At 65.5% G+C, this 23450-nt stretch carries 19 protein-coding genes; 7 read left to right on the forward strand and 12 right to left on the reverse strand.

Annotation, left to right across the window (positions count from 1 at the left end):
- Positions 1-57 precede the first annotated feature (57 nt).
- The 12 genes from V6U71_RS17380 to V6U71_RS17435 all read right to left on the reverse strand — a co-directional run bounded on the left by V6U71_RS17380 (position 58) and on the right by V6U71_RS17435 (position 15451).
- The gene (locus V6U71_RS17380; protein WP_411339609.1) at positions 58-1395 is read right to left on the reverse strand and encodes a DUF389 domain-containing protein; all 1338 of its coding nucleotides are present in this window, start codon (positions 1393-1395) and stop codon (positions 58-60) included.
- Between the two features lie 10 nt (positions 1396-1405).
- Positions 1406-2335 (reverse strand): electron transfer flavoprotein subunit alpha/FixB family protein, encoded by a 930-nt coding sequence (locus tag V6U71_RS17385; RefSeq protein ID WP_411339610.1) that lies wholly within the window; start codon positions 2333-2335, stop codon positions 1406-1408.
- The gene (locus V6U71_RS17390; RefSeq protein ID WP_411339611.1) at positions 2332-3081 is read right to left on the reverse strand and encodes an electron transfer flavoprotein subunit beta/FixA family protein; all 750 of its coding nucleotides are present in this window, start codon (positions 3079-3081) and stop codon (positions 2332-2334) included. Before V6U71_RS17390 ends, V6U71_RS17385 begins: the two co-directional genes overlap by 4 nt.
- Before the next feature lie 111 nt (positions 3082-3192).
- Positions 3193-4401, reverse strand: coding sequence for an ADP-forming succinate--CoA ligase subunit beta (gene sucC / locus V6U71_RS17395; RefSeq protein WP_411339612.1), 1209 nt, complete (start codon positions 4399-4401; stop codon positions 3193-3195).
- 103 nt (positions 4402-4504) lie between these two features.
- On the reverse strand, positions 4505-4816 hold the full coding sequence (locus V6U71_RS17400) for a hypothetical protein (RefSeq protein ID WP_411339613.1): 312 nt from the start codon (positions 4814-4816) through the stop codon (positions 4505-4507).
- Between the two features lie 78 nt (positions 4817-4894).
- A complete protein-coding gene (locus V6U71_RS17405; RefSeq protein ID WP_411339614.1) occupies positions 4895-6055 on the reverse strand; it encodes a serine hydrolase in 1161 nt (386 codons plus the stop codon).
- A 149-nt stretch (positions 6056-6204) separates the two neighbouring features.
- Entirely contained in the window at positions 6205-6894 is a 690-nt protein-coding gene (gene msrA, locus V6U71_RS17410) for a peptide-methionine (S)-S-oxide reductase MsrA (protein ID WP_411339615.1), read from the reverse strand.
- Between the two features lie 328 nt (positions 6895-7222).
- On the reverse strand, positions 7223-9175 hold the full coding sequence (locus V6U71_RS17415; RefSeq protein WP_411339616.1) for a CocE/NonD family hydrolase: 1953 nt from the start codon (positions 9173-9175) through the stop codon (positions 7223-7225).
- A gap of 58 nt (positions 9176-9233) precedes the next feature.
- Positions 9234-11537, reverse strand: a complete 2304-nt coding sequence (locus V6U71_RS17420; protein ID WP_411339617.1) for a TonB-dependent receptor — start codon at positions 11535-11537, stop codon at positions 9234-9236.
- 182 nt (positions 11538-11719) lie between these two features.
- Entirely contained in the window at positions 11720-12931 is a 1212-nt protein-coding gene (locus tag V6U71_RS17425; protein WP_411339618.1) for a pyridoxal phosphate-dependent aminotransferase, read from the reverse strand.
- Positions 12932-13046: 115 nt separating this feature from the next.
- The gene (gene pabB, locus V6U71_RS17430; RefSeq protein ID WP_411339619.1) at positions 13047-14867 is read right to left on the reverse strand and encodes an aminodeoxychorismate synthase component I; all 1821 of its coding nucleotides are present in this window, start codon (positions 14865-14867) and stop codon (positions 13047-13049) included.
- A gap of 32 nt (positions 14868-14899) precedes the next feature.
- On the reverse strand, positions 14900-15451 hold the full coding sequence (locus V6U71_RS17435; RefSeq protein WP_411339620.1) for a hypothetical protein: 552 nt from the start codon (positions 15449-15451) through the stop codon (positions 14900-14902).
- Positions 15452-15577: 126 nt separating this feature from the next.
- Between V6U71_RS17435 and V6U71_RS17440 the strand changes: the two genes are divergently transcribed.
- From V6U71_RS17440 to V6U71_RS17470, 7 genes are all read left to right on the forward strand, one after another.
- Positions 15578-17248, forward strand: a complete 1671-nt coding sequence (locus V6U71_RS17440; RefSeq protein ID WP_411339621.1) for a long-chain-fatty-acid--CoA ligase — start codon at positions 15578-15580, stop codon at positions 17246-17248.
- A gap of 298 nt (positions 17249-17546) precedes the next feature.
- Positions 17547-17981 carry a MerC domain-containing protein gene (locus V6U71_RS17445; protein WP_411339622.1) on the forward strand — a complete coding sequence of 145 codons (435 nt, stop codon included), beginning with the start codon at positions 17547-17549 and terminating at the stop codon, positions 17979-17981.
- 128 nt (positions 17982-18109) lie between these two features.
- The gene (locus tag V6U71_RS17450; RefSeq protein WP_054731335.1) at positions 18110-18574 is read left to right on the forward strand and encodes a Fur family transcriptional regulator; all 465 of its coding nucleotides are present in this window, start codon (positions 18110-18112) and stop codon (positions 18572-18574) included.
- Positions 18575-18605: 31 nt separating this feature from the next.
- Positions 18606-19472 (forward strand): hypothetical protein, encoded by an 867-nt coding sequence (locus V6U71_RS17455; protein WP_411339623.1) that lies wholly within the window; start codon positions 18606-18608, stop codon positions 19470-19472.
- 70 nt (positions 19473-19542) lie between these two features.
- Complete coding sequence (locus tag V6U71_RS17460; protein WP_411339624.1) at positions 19543-21066, forward strand: fumarate hydratase; 1524 nt, start codon at positions 19543-19545, stop codon at positions 21064-21066.
- A 271-nt stretch (positions 21067-21337) separates the two neighbouring features.
- Positions 21338-21628: a GIY-YIG nuclease family protein gene (locus V6U71_RS17465; RefSeq protein WP_411339625.1), complete on the forward strand. Its 291-nt coding sequence runs from the start codon at positions 21338-21340 to the stop codon at positions 21626-21628.
- 224 nt (positions 21629-21852) lie between these two features.
- The gene (locus V6U71_RS17470; RefSeq protein ID WP_411339626.1) at positions 21853-23388 is read left to right on the forward strand and encodes a M20/M25/M40 family metallo-hydrolase; all 1536 of its coding nucleotides are present in this window, start codon (positions 21853-21855) and stop codon (positions 23386-23388) included.
- Positions 23389-23450 lie beyond the last annotated feature (62 nt).

Consider the following 23450-nt stretch of genomic DNA (forward strand, 5'->3'; position numbering starts at 1 on the left):
GGGTGCAGCAGATGGGATCGCCGGCGCGCGGTCAACCCGAATAGGTCTGCAACGCGTTTATTCGCCGGCGGCGCCTGCGTCCGCGGGCGCTTCGGCTGCGGTCAGGCTGCCATTCTGGACCAGCCACTGCGGATAACGCGCCTGCACCGACGCCATGATCCGGTCGACCGCGGCGGCGACCTCGGCGCCTTCGTCCTCGCGATCGCGCTGGACGACCACCCGCCTTGCCTGCGCGTCGAGCAGCACCCGGTCGCGCGGCACGAGGTCGCCGACGGTCAGACCGGCGAGGATCGCGCGGCTTTCGTCCTCGCGCTGTTCGAGCGCCGCGAGGCGCTGGTTCAGCCGTTCCTCGAACTGCGCAGCGGCGTTGGTCTGCTGTCGCAACTGGACGATGCTGACGCGCACGTCGCGGCGCGCCTTGTCGCGCACCGCGCGGGCCAGATTGGCGTTGAGCTGCGACGCATAGCGATCGACGAGCACGACGCCGTCGATCGCGATCTCGTCATTCTCGATCCGCACGTTCAGGCTGTCGACGCGATCGTCCTTGCCGAGCAGCGCGGCGAGTTCGGACTGCACCGTCGTGCGCGCGCCGATTTCGCGGACGATGTTGTTGAGCGACAGCGCGAGCGGGATCGACAGGACACCGAGCGTCGCGACGATGCCGGCCACCTGCATCGCGGTGTGCTGCCGCGTCAGCGACGGCCCGAAATGGTTGAGCCGCGCGACGACCGTCGCGGCGAAGGCGATGGCGAGCGTGTTGGTGAGGAAGAGCAGCGCGGCGCCGAGCGCGAAATCCATCCGCCCGGTGACCAGTCCGAAACCGACGGTCGACAGCGGCGGGACGAGCGCCGTCGCGATCGCGACGCCGACCATCACGCCCGACAGCTTGCGCATGATCGCATAGACGCCGGCGATGCCGCCGACCACCGCGACGCCGAGATCGAGCAGCGTCGGCTGCGTCCGCGCGCGCAGTTCGGGGGTGACGTCCTTGATCGGCGACAGCCAGATGATCAGCATCGCGACCAGAATGGCGACCGCCATCCCGGCGGCGAGCGTCACGAGCGAACGGCGGATCAAATTGCTTTCGATCGTCGCCAGCCCGAAACCGATCCCCATGATCGGCCCCATCAGCGGCGACACCAGCATCGCGCCGATCACCACCGCCGCCGACCCTTGCAACAGGCCGAGCGTCGCAATCGCGGCGGCGAGGATGATGAGCAACAGGAATTTGCGGTCGAGCCGCGCGTCGCGCGCGACGCTCGCCAGAATCAACGAGCGGCCGTGGGCATCGCCCCCGGCCGCTTCGTCATGTTCGTCGTTCCGCGCCGCCCGGCGACCGCCGGCATTGAACGGCGCATCGCCCAGTCCGGGCACCCCGGGATGATCGCCGGTCACGAACGACCGCTTAGATTTTCCCGGTCAGTTCGGGCACGGCGTTGAAGAGATCGGCGACGAGGCCAAAGTCGGCGACCTGGAAGATCGGAGCGTCCTCGTCCTTGTTGATCGCGACGATCGTCTTCGAGTCCTTCATCCCGGCGAGATGCTGGATCGCGCCCGAGATGCCGATCGCGAAATAGACTTCCGGGGCGACGATCTTGCCGGTCTGGCCGACCTGATAGTCGTTGGGGACATAGCCCGCATCGACCGCGGCGCGCGAAGCACCGAGCGCGGCGCCGAGCTTGTCGGCGAGCGGGACGATGACTTCCTGATATTTCTCGCTCGAACCCAGCGCGCGGCCGCCCGACACGATGATCTTCGCCGACGTGAGTTCGGGACGATCCTGCTTGGCGATTTCGGCGCCGACGAAGCTTGAGATGCCCGTGTCGCTGCCAGCCGAGACGGCTTCGACCGCACCCGAACCGCCGGTCGCAGCAGCCTTTTCGAAGGCGGTACCGCGGACAGTCAGGACGAGCTTCGCGTCCGAGCTTTCGACGGTCGCGATCGCGTTGCCGGCGTAGATCGGGCGCGTGAAGGTCTTGGGACCTTCGACCGACAGGATTTCCGAAATCTGCATGACATCGAGCAGCGCGGCGACGCGCGGCGCAATATTCTTGCCGGTGGTCGTCGCGGGTGCGAGGAACGCGTCGTGCGAACCCATCAGATCAGCGACGAGCGGCGCGATGTTTTCGGGAAGGTTGTTCGCAAAGGCGGCGTTGTCAGCGACATGCACCTTGCCCACCCCGGCGATGCCGGCGGCTTCCTTGGCGACCGCATCGACGCCGCTACCGGCGACGAGCAGATGGACTTCGCCGAGCTTCGCGGCGGCGGTGACCACCGCAAGCGTAGCGTCCTTGACGGCGCTGCCGTCATGTTCGACCCAAACCAGAGTTTTCATGAGTGCACTCCCAGAGCCTTGAGCTTGGCAACCAGTTCATCGACATCGGCGACCTTGATCCCGGCCGAGCGCGCGGCGGGTTCGCTGACCTTGACGGTCTTGACGCGCGGCGCGGTGTCGACGCCGTAATCGGCAGGCGACTTGGTATCGAGCGGCTTCGACTTCGCCTTCATGATGTTCGGCAACGACGCGTAGCGCGGCTCGTTCAGGCGAAGATCGGTGGTGACGATCGCGGGAAGCTTGAGCTTCACCGTCTCGAGACCGCCGTCGACTTCGCGCGTCACATTGACGCTGTCGCCCTCGACATTCACCGCGCTGGCGAAGGTGCCCTGCGCCCAGCCGGTGAGCGCGGCGAGCATCTGGCCGGTCTGGTTGTTGTCGCCGTCGATCGCCTGCTTGCCGAGGATCACGAGACCCGGCTGTTCGGCATCGGCAATCGCCTTGAAGATCTTGGCGAGCGCGAGCGGTTCGACCTCATCGTCGGTCTGGACGAGGATCGCGCGGTCGGCGCCCATCGCGAGCGCGGTGCGCAGCGTTTCCTGCGCCTTCGCCGGGCCGACGGAAACCGCGACGATCTCGGTCGCGACGCCCTTTTCCTTCAGGCGGATCGCCTCTTCGACGCCGATCTCGTCGAACGGGTTCATCGACATTTTCACATTGGCAAGGTCAACGCCCGTGCCGTCGGACTTGACCCGCGGCTTCACGTTGTAATCGAGCACCCGCTTCACGGGGACGAGGATTTTCATGGCTTTTAAAGCTCCTCTCGAAAAATTGTGCACTGCGCCATAGTTGCGCTTTACGTAAACGTCAACCAGCAGTCCCGCGCGCGCTCCTCGACGAGGAGCGCGCGTCTCTTATCACGCGACCGCGCGAACTTCCGCGACGATCTTCTTTGCCGCGTCGCCGAGATCGTTGGCCGCAACGATCGGCAGTCCCGAGTTGGCGAGGATGTCCTTGCCCTGCTGGACGTTGGTGCCTTCGAGGCGAACGACGAGCGGAACCGAGAGGTTCACTTCCTTCGCCGCCGCGACGATGCCGTCGGCGATGATGTCGCACTTCATGATGCCGCCGAAGATATTGACGAGGATGCCCTTCACGGCGGGATCCTTGAGAATGATCTTGAACGCCGCGGTGACCTTTTCCTTGCTCGCGCCGCCGCCGACGTCGAGGAAGTTGGCGGGAAATTCGCCGTTCAGCTTGATGATGTCCATCGTCGACATCGCGAGGCCGGCGCCGTTGACCATGCAGCCGATGTTGCCGTCGAGCTTGATGTAGGCGAGGTCATATTCCGACGCCTCGACCTCGGCCGGGTCTTCTTCGGTCAGGTCGCGCAGTTCGGCGAGGTCCTTGTGGCGGAACATGGCATTGCCGTCGAACCCGACCTTGGCATCAAGGACGAGCAGTTCGTCACCATCCTTGCCTGCACACACGGCGAGCGGGTTGATTTCGATCTGTTCGGCGTCGGTGCCGAGGAAGGCTGCATACAGCCCGGCGAGAACCTTGGCGGCCTGCTTTGCGAGGTCGCCTTCCAGCCCGAGTGCCGCGGCGACGCTGCGGCCATGGTGCGGCTGGAGGCCCGTGGCGGGATCGATGGTGATCGTGTGGATCTTTTCCGGCGTGTCGTGCGCGACGGTTTCGATGTCCATGCCACCCTCGGTCGAGGCGACGACCGCGATGCGGCTGCTGGCGCGGTCGACGAGCAGCGCGAGATAGAATTCCTGCTTAATGTCGGCGCCGTCGGTGATGTACAGGCGGTTGACCTGCTTGCCGGCTTCGCCGGTCTGGATCGTCACCAGCGTGTTGCCGAGCATGTCCTTGGCATGCGCTTCGACTTCCTCGATGCTCTTGGCAAGGCGGACACCGCCTTTCGCATCGGGGCCGAGCTCCTTGAACTTGCCCTTGCCGCGGCCGCCCGCGTGGATCTGCGACTTGACGACATAGAGCGGCCCGGGGAGCTGCTTCGCCGCGGCGACGGCTTCCTCGACACTCATCGCGGCAATGCCCTTGGGCACGGCGACGCCAAATTTCGCGAGCAGTTCTTTCGCCTGATATTCGTGGATGTTCATGAGGTCTGCCGGGCCTTTCGACTCTGGGGAAGAGATGATCGGCGCCGCCTAAGCACAAGTTTGGCGGCAACGCTACCCCTGAGACCCCGACAGTAATTCTTGCCTAGCTGAAAGCGCAGACCGCCGCCGAACTGGTGGTGACCGTCAAAATCTCTGGGTCTTTGAGCGCGCGGACCTTGTGAAGGAACTGGTTGAACGACAGGTCGCTCATCCTTTTGTCCTTGAGGCTGCCGAGCGATCCGAGGCGGCGGAGCTGAACGAGCGACAGCCGGTCGACCATCCGGTCGGCCATGCACGCGGCGATCGCTTGCGACAGACCGGCGTTCACCAGCCCGGTGCGCAGCCGCGTTTCAGGTGTCGCGCATGCGGAGAGTGCGAGGGCCGCGATCGCGGGAAGGAGAAGAAGGCGTTTCATCGTCGTCGCCCTTAGCCGGTCAGACGGAGAAGCCAAAGACCGTTTGTCCTCCCTCGGGATAAACGCATTCAGCGATGCTCAGCGCCCGTGAAATTCGGCAACCGCGCCCGATACCGCCTGCATCAGCGACATGCGCGCCGGGATCGGCGAGGTCGTGTTGCCGAGCATGACGACGATGGCATAGCGGGTGCCGTCGGGGGCAGTCGCGATGCCGATGTCGTTATAGCCCGCGGTCATGCCCTTGTAATCCTGTCCCGTCCCCGTCTTGTGGAGGAACTGCCAGCCCGGCGGCAGTCCGCCCTTGAGCCGCCGCGGGCCGCTCTTGGTCCGGCTCATCACGCCGAGCAGATAGTCGGTCGATTCGGGCGACAGCAGGGTGCCGCGGGCGAGGCGGGTCAGGGCGCTGGCGATGGCCGACGGACTCGCACCGTCGACCGGATTGGCGAGATAATTGTCCATCGCCGCCTTGCGCGTCGCGTCGGGCAGCGCGGCGCGCGCGGTCTGGAAATTGCGGCCGCGCGAATAGCTTTGCTGCCAGGTCAGGCCCGCGGTGCCGCTCTGCAGCAGCCGCTCGCCGGGGCCGAAACGGATCGACCCCAGACCCTTGTTCGCGATAAAACGGCGCACCGCGTCGGGGCCGCCGACGGTGCGCAGCAGGCTGTCGTTGGCAAGGTTGTCGCTGTGCGTGATCGCGGTCTCGATAAGGTCGCGGACGCTCATCGTCACCGACCCTTCGGCGAGGACGCGCGCGGCGAGCGGCTGGTGGAACACCGCGAGGTCGTCGGGGCCGATGCGCACCATCTGGTCGAGGCGAAGGCGGCCCTGATCGACCGCGTCGAGCACCGCCATCGTCACCCACAGCTTCGACACGCTCTGTTGCGGGAACAGGTCGCCGCCGCGTTCGGAAAATTCCCATTCGCCGTCGATGCGCTGGATCGCAATGCCGGTCTTGCCGGGAAAGGCGCGCCACAAGCCGTTGATGCGGTCGGAGAGCCCGGCGGGCGGGCGGCGGAAGCCGGGGTCGAGCGTGCCGCGCGGCGCCGGAAGCTGCGACCGCACCGGCTGGCCGATCGGCACCGTCACCGATCCGGTCGCACTGCGCACGGGTTGCTGCGGCTGTTGCGGCGGCGCATGCTGCGCGCGCGGCTGCGGGACGATCGCGGAGCTGGCGCAGCCCGCGAGCACCGCGGCACTCGTCAGCGCGGCGAGCAGCGGCTTGCCGGTAAACTCGAACTTCATTCAGACCCCGCGCTTGCGACCATTATCATCTTGTTTTGTTCCCGAACCCCCATCGGTCGGGCCGTTCGTCCCGCAGCCATGCGAAGCGGACCAGCGATTTGCGACGAATGATTCTTCTGCCGCGATGAGCGGCGCATCGGGCGGCGCGTTCAGGGTGCCGGGGTCGCCCGGACGAGCGCCGGATAGAGCCGCTTCAGCGCCGCCAGCTTCGGCGCGTCCCAGCGGACGATATAGGAGTTGGCCGGATTGCGGCGCATGAAATCCTGGTGATTCGCCTCGGCGCGATAGAAGCGCTTGTAGCTTTCGACTGGGACGACGACCGGCCGCGCGAAATATTTGCCCTTGCCGATCTGCGCCAGATAGGCGGTCGCCACCTGCCGCTGCACCGCGTCCATCGGCACGATCGCGGCGCGATATTGGGTGCCGACGTCGGGGCCCTGCCGGTTCTTCAGCGTCGGATCGGCAACGACCGAGAAGAGGATGCGCAGCAGGGTGCCGTAGCTGACCTGCGTGGGGTCATAGACGATGCGCACCGCCTCGGCATGGCCCGAGGTGCCGTCGTGCGTCAGTTCGTACCGGGCGGTCGCGGCGCTGCCGCCGTGATAGCCCGATTCGACCGAGATCACGCCCTTGACGTTGGAAAAGACGCCTTCGACGCCCCAGAAGCACCCCCCCGCAAGCACAGCGGTGGCGCGCTTCGCCTTGACGGCGGGATCGACTGCAGCGGCGGGAAGCCGGACGACGCTTTCGGCCTTTGCAGGCGCGCACCCGGCGAGCAGCGCTCCGGCGACGAGCGCCGTCAGCGCATGGGAAAGGAAATGGCGGCGGCGCGCCGTCACAGCGGCAGGGCGACCGCCGGCTGATTGGCGATGATGTACGTTGCGCCGATGGCAAAGCCGGCGAGCATCGTCAGGAACCAGTCGGAGCGGAGCATGGCAATCATGGGAGCCTCTTTAGTTTCTATCTTCGGTCGGGCGGCGGATGCCGCGCTGGTTACACCGATGATATGGCACGCCCCGGACCAGTCACGCAGTGATGGGGATCACCTTAGCCAATCAGACTTACCATATGGTGAACCGGACGCTTAACCGCCGTTCATCTGGCAATTGGGAAGACGGTCGGCCCATTTCAAGACCAACCGGTATATAATATCGAGGCGGGGCTACCTCATGGCCGCTCGCCGACGCGCGGCGGCCCGTCGATCGGCAGCACCGGCAGCCAGACCCGGCTGCCCTCGCTGCCACCGCGCTCCAGCGTGATCGTGGCGGCGCGGTAATCCTGTTTCGTCGCCCGGAAGATATTCGGCACGAAGGTCTGCGGGTTGCGGTCATAGAGCGGAAACAGCGACGACTGTATCTGCACCATGATGCGATGCCCCGGCCGGAACACATGATTGACCACCGGCATCCGGAATCGATAGCGCTGCACCACATTTGCCGGAATTGCGCTCGGCCTTGAGGGATCGTCGCGATAGCGCCCGCGCAATATCTCGATGCTGATCGGCAGCTGGTAGCCGCCCATCGGCGGATCGTTGGCATTTTCCGGCGGCAAGACGTCGATCAGCTTGACGATAAAGTCGCCGTCGGTTCCGTTGGTGCGCGCGAACAATTCGGCGATCGGCACGCCCGAAACGCGCACCGGAGCGGTCAGCGGTTCGGTCTCATAGGTCATCACATCGGGCCGCTTGTCGACATGACGCTGGTCGGAAAGGCGCCACGTGGTCCATGGTTCGGCGAACTCGTCCATGTCATAGGGCCGCGGCATGAAGGGCACCGGCTTGGCCGGGTCCGAGACATATCTGTCTTCGCCGCGCGCGCCTTGCGCGAAGCTCAGCCCGCCCTCGCCCGCCAGATTCAGCGGCGTCAGGGGCGCCGGGCAGTCGCGCTCACAGGCCAGCGGCCAGCGCGCGAACCGGTCCCAGCGATCCTCGGCGGTGTTGTAGAGGATCGCCGACGGCAGGTTCGCCTTCGGCCCGTCTTCCAGCCGTTCGCGGAACAACGGCATCACCATCTCGTCCCAATATTGCCGTACCGTGTCGCCGTTCCACGCGAAGGCACCGGTGCGGCGCCCTTCGCGATTGACCTGGCTGTGCCGCCACGGCCCCAGGACCAAGTGGTTGTTGCCGACCTTGCCGGCGGCTTTCAGCGCTTCCCACGCGAGCACCGCGCCATGGATCTCTTCCTGATCCCACAGCCCGGCTTCCCAGATCGTCGGCACGTCGGAAGGGTTGGCCGCCAGCAACCGGTCGAGCGCCTGTCCCTGCCAGAGCTCGTCATAGGCGGGATGTTCCTCGAGCCGCTTGTAGACGGGCATCTGGTCCAGCCCGTGTTTTACGGCCCAGTCGTGCGTCGATCCGGCGCGCAGGAAATTGTCATAATCGTCATAGCCATGGTGCGGCGGCCGCGGGAGCGCGCCCTTCGCGCCGGTCTGCATCGCAAAATAGTCGAGGTAGATGTTGTGGAATGCGCCGTTGTGAAACCAGTCGTCGCGCCACTGGTCGATCATCGGGCTCTCGGCGGCGGCAACCTTCAGCGCCGGGTGCGGGCGGAGCAGCGCCATCGCCACCGTATGCCCCTCATAGGACGAACCGACCATGCCGACGCGGCCGTTGCTTTCGGGCAGGTTCGCCTTGTCCGCCAGCCAGGCGATCGTGTCATAGGCGTCGGTGGCGTTATCGGCCCCGCTGTCGTTGAGCGGCCCCACCGGGGGGCGCATCATCACATATTCGCCCTCCGATTTATATTTGCCCCGCACGTCCTGCCACACGCGAATATAGCCGGCGCGCACGAACTGTTCTTCGCTGCGCTGGCTCGCGTTGATCAGCTTGCGACTCTGCGACCGCATCGCGCGGGCGGTCGCATCATAAGGGGTGCGGGTCAGGACGATCGGGGCGTTGGCGGCGCCCCTGGGGATCATCATGACCGTATAGAGCTTCACCCCGTCGCGCATCGGAATCATCGCTTCACGGCGGATATAGTCGGCCGGGACGGTGGACGGCGCCAGTGTCGCCATGTCGCCGCCCGGCACCACGATGGAACGCACCGATTGCGCCGTCACCGGAAATTGCGCCAGCATCGCCAGTGCAACAAGTGCCGTTACCCGTCCGACCATTACGCCCATGATCCTTGCTCCCGCCAGCGCCGCGCCGGTTGCCGGTCGGCGCCGGCGGGGTCCGGTCCTAGAAATCGAAGCCGACATTGACCCCGACGGTGCGCGGGCGGAGGCGATAGGCGCGGCCGCCGCCCAGGAGATTGTCGACCCAGGTGAAATCATCGCGATTGGTCAGGTTCTTGGCAAAAACGCCCAGCTTGATCCTGTCGATCGTGATACCCGCATTGAGGCCGAACTGATGATAGTCGCCCACCTTGCCGGTCTCATTGAGGTTGCTGTAGTAGCTGGAGACATAGGTCCAGTCGCCGCGGATGAAGGCCTCGTTGCCTTCGATGTCGAAGCGCTTTTCCAGTGAGGCATAGGCATTGTGGTTGGGCGATCCCGGGAGCTGGGCGTCCCTGATGCCGCCGGACAGTGCCAGCGAATCCGCGTCGTTGCCCAATGTCGCCTTGGACCAGGACATCGAGAACTGGGCATGCCAGTTGCCCGGCAAACGACCCGACATTTCGAACTCCACGCCCTTCACCTTGGCGCTGCCGGCGTTGAAATAGAATCCGGCGCGGCGCGGGAATGTGAGGAGGATGACCGGAATGCCCTGCCAATCGGTATAATAGCCGGTCAGCGAGCCGCGGACATTGCCGCTGGGCGACTGGAATTTGAAGCCGCCTTCATAGGTATCGACCTTGTCCGGATCGAGGAGGCCGGGCGGGATGGTCCGATCGGTCCCGTCGACGAAGCGCACGATACCGTCGCCATTGGGATCGTCGAGCGGATCCAAAAGATTCTGGACCTGCGGCTGACGGAAACCCTGTGCCCATTGGCCATAGAGGAAAATCTCGTCGTTCGGCTTGTAGGCGAGGTTCACTTTCCAGTTCACGCCGTCGACGCTGCTCTTGAAGCCCTGCAAGCCGTTCACGATCACGGGTTCAACATATTGGTCGCGGAAGATCGGATAAGAGGTGTTGAACCGGTAATAACGTGCGCCGACCGTCAGCGTCAGCGGATCCCAGGGCGTGAACGCCGCTTCGCCGAACGCGGCAAACTGTTTGGTGACCAGCTCGCGCTCCGGCCCTTCGCCGAGGCTCACCGCAATATCGTCATAGGCGGGTCCGGTGGTTACCGTGCCGCTGTAGCGAATATTTGCGAAAATATGCTCCGAGCGGTCTTCGTAATAAATCCCGCTCACGAGCTGCAACGGACCTTCCCAGCCCGAGGTAAAGCGCGTCTCGTTGACGAAGACCTTATTATATTTGCGGCCGGCGGAATAGGTGCCCGCCAGACTGGCCGGATCGACATAACCCAGGGAAAAGTGGCTTTTCGCCCGATGATCGACATAAGAGGTGGAGTTGATCAACGTCCCCCAGTCCCAGCTATATTCGGCAATGAAATTGGAGAGGTTGAGCGTCGTGTCGACGAACTCGTCCGCCGAGCTGTCGGGACCGGTACGCGGGGTCGCCTGGAGATAGTCGGTCGCCGATACGTTGGTGTCGATATAGCCGAAGCCGTCCTGTTCGATCCGCTGATAGAGATGCATCGCTTCGAACGACAGGCCCGCCATCGGCTCCCAGCGGATGCTGCCGCGGAAACCAGTGGTTTTGGACGCCCCGACATTGTCGCGATCGCGCGCTTGCACGCCAAGGCCCGCCGCATAATCGATGGCGGCTGTCGGCTGGCTGGCGGCGACATTGTCGATATAGCCGTTCTCGAAAACCCGATAGCCGACCAGACGAACCGCCAGCCGATCGCGTACGATCGGCAGGTTGACCATGGCGTTCACCGTGTAGTTGGCGGCACCGCGACCCGCCGTGTTGGAATATTCCGCACTGACGCTGCCTTCGACTTCCGTCAGTTTCGGCGAGTTGGGAATGACGCGAACCGCGCCGCCGAGCGCGCCCGATCCGAACAGCGTGCCTTGCGGCCCGCGCAGAACTTCGACGCGTTCGATATCGAACATCTTGGGATCGGAGTTGCCGGCCTGGTTGCCGTTGATCTGCGTCCCCATGCCCGTCACCGGAACTTCGCCGAAATAGCTGCCGGTCGGGGTGTTGGTGGAAATCTGGCTGCCGGTGCTGATGCCGCGAATGGTGATCGTGTTCTGGCCGTTGCCGCGCTCCTGAAAGCTGACGCCGGGCACGGACTGGAGATAGTCGTTCATCCCGACCAGATTGCGCTTCAGGATCTGCTCCTCGCCGATGGCGCTGACGGCGCCCGGCGTGTCCTGCAGGGTGGTCTCGCGGCGGGTCGCGGTAACGATGATTTCGTCGTCGCCCTGCCCGGCCTGTTGCCTGCCGCTAGCATCGCGATCCTGCGCCAAGGCCGGCGCCGTCCACACCAGGGCGAGAGCACAGCCGGTTACAAATTTGCTTTTCATTACAATCCCCTTTTGCGACGGGGATGTTGGCTATGATCGTTTTATGCCCGTCGGGGGAATTAACCCTCCCCCGCTCTGCCGGCGCAAATGATTAATCCTGAGGCCTAGATTGAATTATTCTTACGCTAACGCCGGAACTGCCGGCAATGGCATCCTCGGGTTCGCGGGGGCAGCGGTCGCGATCAGCTCAGCGCGGCGCAGGCCTGCTGGATGCGGACGCACGCTTCCTTGAGCACCGCTTCCGACGTCGCATAGGAAACGCGGAACGCCGGCGACAGGCCGAAGGCGCCGCCGTGCACCGCGGCGACGCGCGCCGAATCGAGGAAATAGTCGATCAGCGCTTCGTCGGTGTCGATCAGCTTGCCGTCGGAGGTCTTCTTGCCGATGCAGCCGCTGGCGTCGGGATAGACATAGAAGGCGCCATCGGGGGTCGGGCAATTGAGCCCCGGCGCGTCGTTGAGCATCGCGACGACCATGTCGCGGCGCTTGCGGAATGCGGCGTTGCGATCGTCGAGGAACTGCTGCGGCCCGCCGAGCGCGGCGGCGGCGGCGGCCTGCGCGATCGAGCAGGGGTTCGACGTCGACTGCGACTGGAGCTTGCCCATCGCCTTGATGATCCACGCGGGGCCGCCCGCATAGCCGATGCGCCAGCCGGTCATCGCATAGGCCTTCGAACAGCCGTTCACGGTCAGGATCCGGTCGGTGAGGTCGGGGCAGCGCTGTGCGAGCGTCGAAAATTCGAAATCGGCGTACCAGACATGCTCGTACATATCGTCGCACATCACCATGACGTGCGGGTGGCGCCGCACGACTTCGCCGATCGCGTCGAGTTCTTGCGGAGAATAGGCGGCGCCCGACGGGTTCGACGGCGAGTTGAAGATGATCCAGCGCGTCTTCTTCGTGATCGCCTTGTCGAGCTGCGCCGGGGTGATCTTGTAATTCTGCGCCGCCGACGCCTCGATGACGACGGGCGTGCCGCCGCAGAAGGCGACGATGTCGGGATAGCTGACCCAATAGGGCGCCGGGATGATCACCTCGTCGCCCGCATCGACGGTCGCGACCAGCGCGTTAAACAGGGTGTGCTTGCCGCCAACGTTGACGCTGATCTGGTCGAGCCCGTAGTCGAGCCCGTTGTCGCGGCGGAACTTGCCGCGGATCGCTTCCTTGAGGGCGATCGTGCCGTCGACCAGCGTATATTTGGTCTGGCCGTTGCGGATCGCCTCGATCGCCGCTTCCTTGACGAAATCGGGGGTATCGAAATCGGGTTCGCCGGCGCTGAGGCCGATCACGTCGACCCCGTCGGCTTTCAGCTTGGTCACGCGCGCGGTCATTGCGAGCGTTGCCGAAGGCTGGATGCGACCGAGGGCGGCGGAGGTATGCGGCTTCAGCGACATGGAGGAAGATTCCTTCGCGGGCATAATGGCGGGAAATTGCGCGGGGCCGCGCCTAGAGAATCCGCCCGCAATTCGCAAGCGCGCTGGTTGATAATTTACCTATGCAGGACGAGGGCTAAACTTGCCCGTCCGCCAGCCGCGCCGGAATCAGGCCGCGGAGCGAATTGCCGATGAAGAAACCATCGGCGAGATCGGCGGTACGCAGGTGCGATTCGACCGCGCGCCCCTTTTCGATCAGCTCGCCGCGCAGCACGCCCGGCAGCAGGCCGAGCGCCAGCGGCGGGGTGAGCAGCAAGCCGTCGCGCTCGACGAAGACGTTGCTCCAGCTCCCCTCGGTGACGAAACCCGGCTCGTCGACGAAGATCACCTCGGCGGTGCCGCTCTCGTGCCGCGCCGCGTCATAGGCGGCGCGCAGGCTCGTCTTGTGGGCAAGGCGGAAATCGTCGGCGGTCATCGGCGACGGCCGCACCGCGACCGGGACCGGCAATTCGGCAAGCCGCGGCAGCGGCGACACCTCGACCGCCAGCGCGCCCGACGGTGCCAGCCGCATCCGCACCCGCGCCGCGCTGCGCAGCCGGAAGGTCGCCGATTGCAGGCTGTTGCGGGCGCCGTGCCGGTCGAAGGCGAAACCGAGCGCATCGGCGCTCGCCTTCATCCGCGCCAGATGCCCCTCGAGCCGCTGGACACCGTCGACCGGATCGAAAAGCATGGTTTCCAGAAGATCGAAGCTTTCGCCCGCCCTGCTCACAAATTCCCCCTTGGCCAGACATTCGCGCCATTCCTCGCCCGGCACGCTGTCGGCGACAATTCCCGATCCCAATCCCAGCGTGGCCCGATTTGCGCCATCCCGCAAGCCATTGTGTGGAAAGACCAATGTCCGGATGGCGACATTGAACGCCGCATCGCCCCCGGGTTCGATGAAACCGATCGATCCCGTATAGAGCCCGCGCGGATCCGCCTCCAGCTCGTCGATGATCTCCATCGCGCGCACCTTGGGCGCGCCGGTGATCGATCCGCAGGGAAAGGCGGCGCGGAGCACGTCGACCGCACCCGTGCCCTCGGGCAGCCGCGCCGCGACGTCGGACACCAGCTGGTGGATCGTTGGAAAGCTTTCGACACGAAAGAGATCGGGGACCGCAACCGACCCCGGTGCGGCGACGCGCGAAAGGTCGTTGCGGATCAGGTCGACGATCATCAGATTTTCGGCGCGCTGCTTCGGATCGCCCGCGAGTTCGGCCGCAGCCCGCGTATCGGCGTCGGGATCGGCGAGCCGCGCCGCCGTCCCCTTCATCGGCCGCGCCATCACCTCGCCGCCGCGCAGCGCGAAGAACAGCTCGGGCGAATGCGAGACGATCGCCTGGTTGCCGGTCCAGAGAACCCCGCCATAACCCGCGCGCGCCGTCCGGCGCAGCAGCGCGTGGATGGCCAGCAGATTGCCGGCGACGGGAACGTCGGCGCGAAAGGTCAGGTTCGCCTGATAGATGTCGCCGGCGCGGATAAGGTCGAGCACGCGGCGGACCGCCGCCTCATAATCGGCGCGCGCGATCCGCGGCGCCGCCTTGCCGACCCACGCGCCGGCGGGATCGGGAAGCAGCGCAGGAATGGCGTCGGCATCGATCCGCTCGACCCGCTCGAACAGGCCGAACCAGCCGAGCGGCGTTCCATCGCCAGCGCCATCGCCCGCCGGCCCGCGCCATGCCGGCGCCAGCCCCTTGCCTGCTTCATAGGCCAGATAGCCCGCCGCATAGAGCCCGCGCCGCTGCGCCGTTTCGAGCGCCGCGAGGAGATCGCCGATTTCGGACGCCTGCCGGGCGGTCAATATCTCGACCGGATCACGGAACAGCCGCGCCGGCACCGCGCCCACGGCCCGCGCGTCGTCGAGCAGGACGAAGGGCGGGCAATCGGGCCCGGGCGGGGATTGCAATAGGTCGATCATCGCCTGCCGCGCGCTTCCCGCCGATCCGCGGGTCAGCGCTCGCGTTTCACGCGAATGCGCTTCTGCCCGCCGATCTCGGCGAAATAGCTGCCCATCACGCCGGGATAGATCGACACCTTGTCGCCCGTTTTCGGTTCGCGCGGTAGGATCGTCTGATCGGTTTGCGCCCAGACGGCCCCGTCCTCGATCTCGAAGCGGATCTTGTCGTAATCATAGCGGCGCGCCCAGGCGACAGTGGTTTCGAGGCGCTGGATCTGTTCCTTGTCGTCGTCGTCGCCGCCGCCGAAGAAGGGCAGGTCGCGCAGCGTGAAACCGAACAGGCCGCGCCGCGCCTTTTGCGCCGAGGCGCGGTCGAAGAAATTGACGTCGCGCGCGACCTCGGCCTGTTGCAGCGCCGCGACCTGCCGGTCGAAGCATGCCAGTCGCGCCGCGGTGTCGGGGATGGCGCGGCAGTCATAGACTTGCTGGACCTGCGCCGGGGTCGGCGGCGGCTCCTTGTCCTTGGCGAAGGCGGGGGAAACGCCCAGCACGATCAGGGCGCATGCACCCGCGAGCATCGCCGAACCCGGTCGCTGCATTGCCATCTGCCCATTCCCCTTGCCGATATCCGCCATGGACTAGCCGCCCCGCCGCCGCGCCGCAAGATTGCGATATGCCGCAACGCTGCTTAGAGTGATGTCAGTAACGAAAAGCCGAGGACAAAACGCCCGATGGACAGCCCTTATGACTGGTCGACCAATTACCGCCATCCGACGGCTTGGGATCAGGAGTTTGCGCCGCTGTCGCTTCCGGACATGCTGGCCACCAGCGTCGCGCGGCGCGGCGATGCGCCGATGCTCGACTTTCTCGGCCGCCGCTTCGGCTATGCCGAGGTCGCGAACGGCGCCGCCCGCGTCGCGCGCGGCTTGCAGCAGCGAGGGATCGGCAAGGGCAGCCGTGTCGGCCTGTTCCTCCCCAATGTCCCGCACTATGTCGCCGCTTATTATGGCGCGCTGGCCGCCGGCGCGACGGTGGTCAATTTCTCGCCGCTCTACACCGTCGCCGAGCTGGAAGCACAGGTCGAGGATTCAGGCACCGACATCCTGTTCACGATCAGCGCCGCGGCGCTGCTGCCGACCGCGCTCGCGGTGCTCGACGGGTCGAGCCTGCGCCACCTTGTCGTCGGTTCGGTCGCGGGCGGGCTGCCCGCCGCCAAGTCGATGCTCTATCGCCTGTTCAAGCGCAAGGAGACCGCGCCGCTTCCCGGCGACCCGCGCATCACGCGTTTTTCGGCGCTGGTCGCCAATGACGGCCGCCCCGATCCGGTGGCGATCGATCCCGCAACCGATATCGCGCTGATTCAATATACCGGCGGCACCACCGGCACGCCGAAGGGCGCCAAGCTGACGCACCAGAATCTGACCGCCAACGCGCGGCAGGTGAATGCGATCGATCCGGATCACGACGCCGAGGACCGCATCCTCGGCGTCCTCCCCTTCTTCCATGTCTTCGCCAACACCTGCGTCCTCAACCGCACCGTCCTTAACGGCGGGACGATCACGATGCTGCCGCGCTTCGACGCGAAACAGGCGCTGGAAGCGATCACGCGGACGAAAACGACCGCCCTGCCCGGGGTGCCGACGATGTACCAGGCGCTGCTCGATCACCCCGATCTTGCCAAAACCGATTTCTCCAGCCTGCGCGTCTGCATCTCGGGCGGCGCGCCGATGCCCGCCGAACTCCGCGAAAAATTCGTCGCCGCCACCGGGGCGTCGCTGGTCGAAGGCTATGGCCTCACAGAAAGCTCGGGCGTCGTCGCGACCAATCCCTATGACGGACCGGTCAAGCCCGGCACGATCGGCCAGCCGCTACCCGCCACGCACCTGCGCCTTGTCGACAAGGAGGACCCGATGCGGGCGGCGCCGGCGGGCGAGCCCGGCGAGCTGGTGGTCAAGGGACCGCAGATCATGCAGGGCTATTGGAACCGCCCCGACGCCGACAAGGACAGCTTCACCGAAGACGGCTGGCTGCGCACCGGCGACGTCGCGACGATCGACGCCGACGGCTATGTCCGCATCGTCGACCGGCTGAAGGACATGATCGCGGTCGGCGGCTTCAAGGTCTATCCGAGCGTGATCGAGGCGCATCTTCACGAACATCCGGCGGTGAAGGAAGCGATCGTACTTGGCGTCCCCGATGCCTATCGCGGCGAAGTGCCGAAGGCGTTCGTGACGCTCGAGGACGGGTTCAGTGCCACCGGCGAGGAACTTGCCGCGTGGCTCAACCCGCAGCTCGGCAAACACGAGCGGGTCAGCACGGTCGAGGTGCGGCTCAATCTGCCGAAAACGATGATCGGCAAGCTCGACCGCAAGGCGCTGCGGGCGGAAGAAGCGGCCGCGTAGGTGACGGATCGGGGTGGGGAGCTGCCGTTCCACTTACAGTGTACCCCGGCGAAAGCCGGGGCCCAGGGCGTTGGAAAGCCAAGGTTGCGCTATGGCGCTCTGGGCCCCGGCTTTCGCCGGGGTACACAGCATTAACGGCAACTATCGGCCGAAACCCGACATTCGCGCGCACAAACTCCTGCGCTCGCAGGCCGAGCGATAGCCGGAGTAGCGATAGCGAAAATATCGCAATGTGATGTTGTAACCTTTGTCATGTTATGCCATATCTCAGGGACAAGTTCGGCCAACGGAGAATCGGGTGACGCACGTCGCCAGCCACGCCCCTGTCCTGACGCGCCTCGGCGCGATCGTTCGGGCTGCGCGCGATTCGCGGCCGCTGACCTCGCTCAATGGCGACCAGCTCGCGATGGGACTGTCGGGCCTGTGCCTCGTCCACTGCCTCGCGACGACGATCTTCTTCGCCTCGATCGCGTCGGTCGGCGGCGTGTTTCTCGAAAACCATCTGTTTCACGAAATCGGCCTGATCATCGCGATCGGTTTCGCGTTGGTGACGCTCGTCTCGGGCGTGCTCAGCCACGGCTATATGATGCCGTTCGCGGTGGGGAGCTTCGGGCTCGGCATGATGGCCGGCGCGCTGTCGCGGCCGCACGACGGCAGCGAGGTTCTGGCAACGATGGTCGGCGTCGCCGTCGTCGCGCTCGGCCACGACCTCAACCGCCGCGCCAGCCACTGATCCGCCGCCGGAACGGGCCGTCCGCAACTTGCGGGCGCCCCCTAAACAGCCTACATTGTCTCCATCAGGGATAGATCGGCGCCGCGCGACATTTCGCGGCACCATCGGGGGCGACATAGGAAAACGCCATGGGCAAACATGATCATCCGCACGTCGAGGCCAGCGGCGCCTCGCTCGCCAAGGCCGCGCAGAGCGCGCTCGAGGACGCCGGCGAAGCGTGGACCGACATGCGCGCCCAGATTTTCGACGCCGTTGCCGAAATCGGCAAGCCGGCGAGCGCCTATGAAATCGCCGACATCGTGTCGCAGAAGCGCGGCAAGCGTGTCGCGCCGAACAGCGTCTATCGCATCCTCGACCTGTTCGTCGCCAACAACCTCGTCCGCCGCGTCGAAAGCGCCAACGCCTTTGTCGCGAACAGCCACCCCGGCTGCCTCCACGACTGCATCTTCCTGATCTGCGACAGTTGCGGCAGCGCGGTGCATGTCGACGACGACAAGCTATCCGGCGGCGTCCGCGCCGCCGCCGAAAAGACCGGTTTCGCCGCCGAGCGCCCGGTCATCGAAGTGCGCGGCAAATGCGCCGAGTGCCAATAAGGTGAGCGTCGCCGCTCCACCGGACGGGTAGATGCCGATCGGGGGGCTCCATCACTGGTTCGACGCGCAGCGCATGCGCGACCCCGCGCCGACGCGATGGTGGGCACTCACCGCGCTGCTCGGCGTTGCGACGACGGTCTTCGGCCTGTCGCTGACGCAGGTTTTCCCGTCATCGGGCCCCGCAATCGCCGCCGGTTACGGTTCGCCGGTGATCGCGTTCGAATTCGCGCGCAGCCAGGTCGATCTGCTCGGCATCTTCGGGCCCGACAGCGATCCGCTGCAGGTCTCGCGCCTCGCGGCGATGCGCAGCGGCAACGAGCAGGATTATCTCTACATGCTGCTCTACGCGGGCTTCCTCGCCAGCGGCTGCATCGCGCTGTGGCGCGAACTCAGGGCGCGCCACCTGCTCGCGGCGGCCGCCCTGCCCGTCCTCGCGGCGCTTTGCGACGCATGGGAGAACTGGCTGCTCCTCGATATCCAGGCCGCCTTCACGATCGGCGACTATTCGCCCGCGATGGCCAGCCTGCCCTGGCCGGTCGGCGCCAAATTCCTGCTGCTCGCGATCACCAATGTCGCGATCGGACATGCGATGACGCAGATGGGGCGCTGGTGGCGCTTCGTAGGAACACTGGTGATCGGCGCGACGCTGCCGGTGGCGATGGCGCTCGTGGCGCCGCCCGATTTCGCCTGGACATTGGTCGCATCGATCGGCGGCGGCTGGGTCGTGCTGCTCGGCATGGCGACGATCGGTAGCTGGCGGGCGCTCGTCCACAAGCGTCCGCTCGTCGATTTCGAGCGCCGGTCGACCATTCGCCGCGCCGCCGACCGCGGCGAGGCCGAGCCGGCCTTCCGCTCTGCGCCGCGCCGCCGCTTCGGCCGCCGCAAATCGGATCGCTAACCCCCTTTCCGTGCGCGCGCAGCAGGTCTAGGGAGACCCCGAATCCTGCCAAAAGGGGGAAAGACTGCCCATGAACACCGTCATCATCCGCGAGGACGACCTCGTCGAAACCATCGCCGACGCGCTCCAGTACATCAGCTATTTCCACCCGATGGACTATATCCGCGCGCTCGCCGCGGCCTATGAACGCGAGGTGTCGCCCGCCGCGAAGGACGCGATGGCGCAGATCCTCTCGAACAGCCGCATGTGCGCCGAAGGCCACCGCCCGATCTGCCAGGACACCGGCATCGTCACCGTCTTCATCAAATGGGGCATGGACTGCCGCCTCGACAGCCCGCGCAGCCTGCAGCAGGTCGTCGACGAGGGGGTGCGCCGCGCCTATCTCCATCCCGAGAACAAGCTGCGTGCCTCGATCCTCGCCGACCCGGCGTTCAGCCGCGTCAACACCAAGGACAACACGCCTTCGGTCCTGAACGTCGAGATGGTTCCGGGCGCCAAGGTCGTGATCGACGTCGCGGCGAAGGGCGGCGGCAGCGAGAATAAGTCGAAGTTCAAGATGATGAACCCGTCGGATTCGATCGTCGACTGGGTGCTCGAAATGGTGCCCCAGATGGGTGCCGGCTGGTGCCCGCCGGGCATGCTCGGCATCGGCATCGGCGGCACCGCCGAAAAAGCGATGTTGCTCGCCAAACAGTCGCTGATGGACCCGATCGACATGACCGAGCTGCTCACGCGCGGCCCGTCGAACCCGACCGAGGAGCTGCGCATCGAGCTTTATGAAAAGGTCAACGCGCTCGGCATCGGCGCGCAGGGCCTCGGCGGCCTCGCCACCGTGCTCGACGTCAAGATCGCCGACTGGCCGACGCACGCCGCGTCGAAGCCCGTTGCGATGATCCCGAACTGCGCCGCAACAAGACATGCTCATGTGACGCTCGACGGCAGCGGTCCGGCCTATCTCGAAAAGCCGGTGCTCGCCGATTATCCGCAGATCGACTGGGCGCCCGACAAGGCGGCGATCCGCGTCGATCTCGACGCGCTGACCCCGGAGGTCGTCGCGAGCTGGAAGCAGGGCGACCGGCTGCTCCTCAATGGCAAGATGCTGACCGGCCGCGACGCCGCGCACAAGCGCATCGCCGACATGCTCGCGAAGGGCGAGGAACTGCCCGTCGAGTTCAAGGGCCGCGTCATCTATTATGTCGGCCCGGTCGATCCGGTCGGCGAAGAAATCGTCGGCCCCGCTGGCCCGACGACCGCGACGCGCATGGACAAGTTCATGGACATGATGCTGGGTCAGGGCCTCCTCGCCTGCGTCGGCAAGGCCGAGCGCGGCCCCGCCGCAACACAAGCGATCGCCAAGCACAAAAGCGCCTATCTGATGGCCGTCGGCGGCGCGGCGTACCTGGTCGCGCGCGCCATTAAAGGAAGCAAGGTCGTCGGTTTCGCCGACCTCGGCATGGAAGCGATCTACGAGTTCGAGGTGCAGGACTTCCCCGTCACCGTGGCGGTCGACAGCGAAGGCCAGAATGTCCACGTCAACGCCCCCGCGCTGTGGCAAAAGCGGATCAAGGACGAGGGGCTGCTGGAGAAGGCGTGAAGCTTCTCCTGTAAGGTGCGCCGATACAAGGTGACGGCGGTAACAGCCGCCGAATCAAGTCCTATGAGGTTGATCCCATTGAAAGGATCACCTCATGGACGAAGGTTATGAAGCAGCGCTGTTGAAAGCACGCTCACAACGAAACCGCGCAAAACGCATAAACAAGCCGTCACCCCGGCGCAGGCCGGGGTCTCGCCCTCGCGACCATCAACCTCCGAAACGGCGAGATCCCGGCCTTCGCCGGGATGACGATGTGGAATAGGGTCGGACCATGCGCCAGCCCTGCCTCTACATTCTGACCAATCGCAACAACCAGCTCTTCTATATCGGCGTTACGAGCGACATCGCCGCCCGCATCATGCAGCATCGAGCCGGAAAGGGCTCCGCACATTGCCAGCGCTATAACATCCGCAAGCTCGTCCATGTCGAATTCCACGCGACGATGAATGACGCCATTGCGCGCGAAAAGGCATTGAAGGAGTGGCATCGTGACTGGAAACGGCGATTGATTAATGAGAGCAATCCAGAGTGGCAGGACCTGTTCGAGACGCTGCTCGGGTAATGTCTCAATAAACCGTCACCCCGGCGAAGGCCGGGGTCTCGACCTCACTGCCACGAATACCTGCACTGGCGAGATCCCGGCCTCCGCCGGGATGACCGTGACTTCATGATCTGTGTGCCCCGCGCCAGACAAACTCAGCCTCAGGCATAGGCATTGTCGCCTTGCCTTCCGCGCCCGCGCGTTCGAAAACGCCCCCCAATTCCATATCATAAGGGGGACGCCAGATGGACTTCCGCGATACCGATCGACTGAACCGCCGTGACATCATTCGTGGCACCGCGATGCTCGGGGCGGGCGCCGCTTTCCTGCAGCCGCTGCCGCTTTTCGCGCAGGCGGGATCGCTCGCCGATATCCGCAAGGCGGCCGCGGCCGGCAAGGAAGCCTCGATCAAGCGCATCCGCGACTGGGTCGCCCTACCCTCGATCGCCGCCGAGGACCGCAACATGCCCGAGGGTGCGGCCTATTTCGCCGAACTCGCCAAGGACGCGGGCTTTACCCATGTCGAAGTCGTCCCGACCGACGGCCATCCGGGCGTCTTTGCGACGCTCGACGTCGGCGCGCCGCGCACGCTCGGCCTCTATCTGATGTACGACGTCAAGCAATATGACCCCGCCGAATGGTCGTCGCCGCCGCTCGAAGGCAAGATGGTCGAACGCAAGAATCTCGGCATGACGATGGTCGGACGCGGCAGCGCCAACCACAAGGGGCCCGAGGGTACGTTCCTCGCCGCGATGCACGCGATCCGCGCCGCCGGCCGGAAGCTGCCGGTCAACCTCGTCCTGATCTGCGAAGGCGAGGAAGAGATCGGCTCGCCGCATTTCCGCCAGCTCGTCACCAAGCCGCATATTCTGGCCGCGCTGCAGAAGTGCGACGGCGTCTTCATGCCGACCGCGATGCAGGACATGGAAGGCGGCGCGACGATCGAGCTCGGCGCCAAGGGCATCATCGAACTCGAACTCGTCGCGAGCGGCGAGAAATGGGGCCGCGGGCCGAAGAAGGATGTGCACAGCAGCCTGAAAGCGATGCTCGACTCGCCAGCCTGGCGGCTGGTGCAGGCGCTCCAGACGCTCGTCACCCCCGACGGCAACACCCCGGCGATCGACGGCTGGTTCGAGAATGTCCGCAAGCTTTCGGATCGCGAAAAGGCGATGATCCGCGACGCGATCAAGCACACCAACGAAGCGCAGATGAAGGACGATCTGGGCGTCACCCGCTGGATCGACGACCTGTCGCTCGAGGATGCGATGGTCCGCCTGATGCAGGAGCCGACGGTCAATATCGAGGGACTGGTCGCGGGCTATACCGGCCCCGGCGGCAAGACGATCCTGCCGGGCCGCGCCGTCGCCAAGCTCGACCTGCGCCTCGTTCCGAACCAGACGCGCGCCGAGGCGACGCAAAAGCTGCGCGCCCATCTCGACAAGCGTGGTTTCAACGATGTCGAGGTGAATATCTCGGGCGGCTATGATCCGACCGAGACCGACGAGAACAGCGCGCTGATCCGCGCCGAGGTCGCGACCTACAAGAAACTCGGCGTGCGGCCGAACCTCAGCGTACGCCTCGCGGGAAGCTGGCCCGGCGGCACCTTCACCCAGCCGCCGGTATCGGTACCGGTCGGCCGCTTCGGGCTCAGCACCGGCGGCAACGCCCACGCCCCCGACGAATTTTATCTGATCGATTCGACCAATCCCAAGGTCGCCGGGCTCGTCGATTCGACGATGGGGTACGTCGAATTCCTCTACACGCTCGCGGCGATCAAATAGCGTAGCGGCGTCCCCTTCGGGGGCTTGCGCCGGCCGGGCTTTCGTTCATTCTCCGGGTCCCC

It is taken from the genome of Sphingopyxis sp. J-6, from assembly GCF_046603995.1.
Lineage (GTDB): Bacteria > Pseudomonadota > Alphaproteobacteria > Sphingomonadales > Sphingomonadaceae > Sphingopyxis.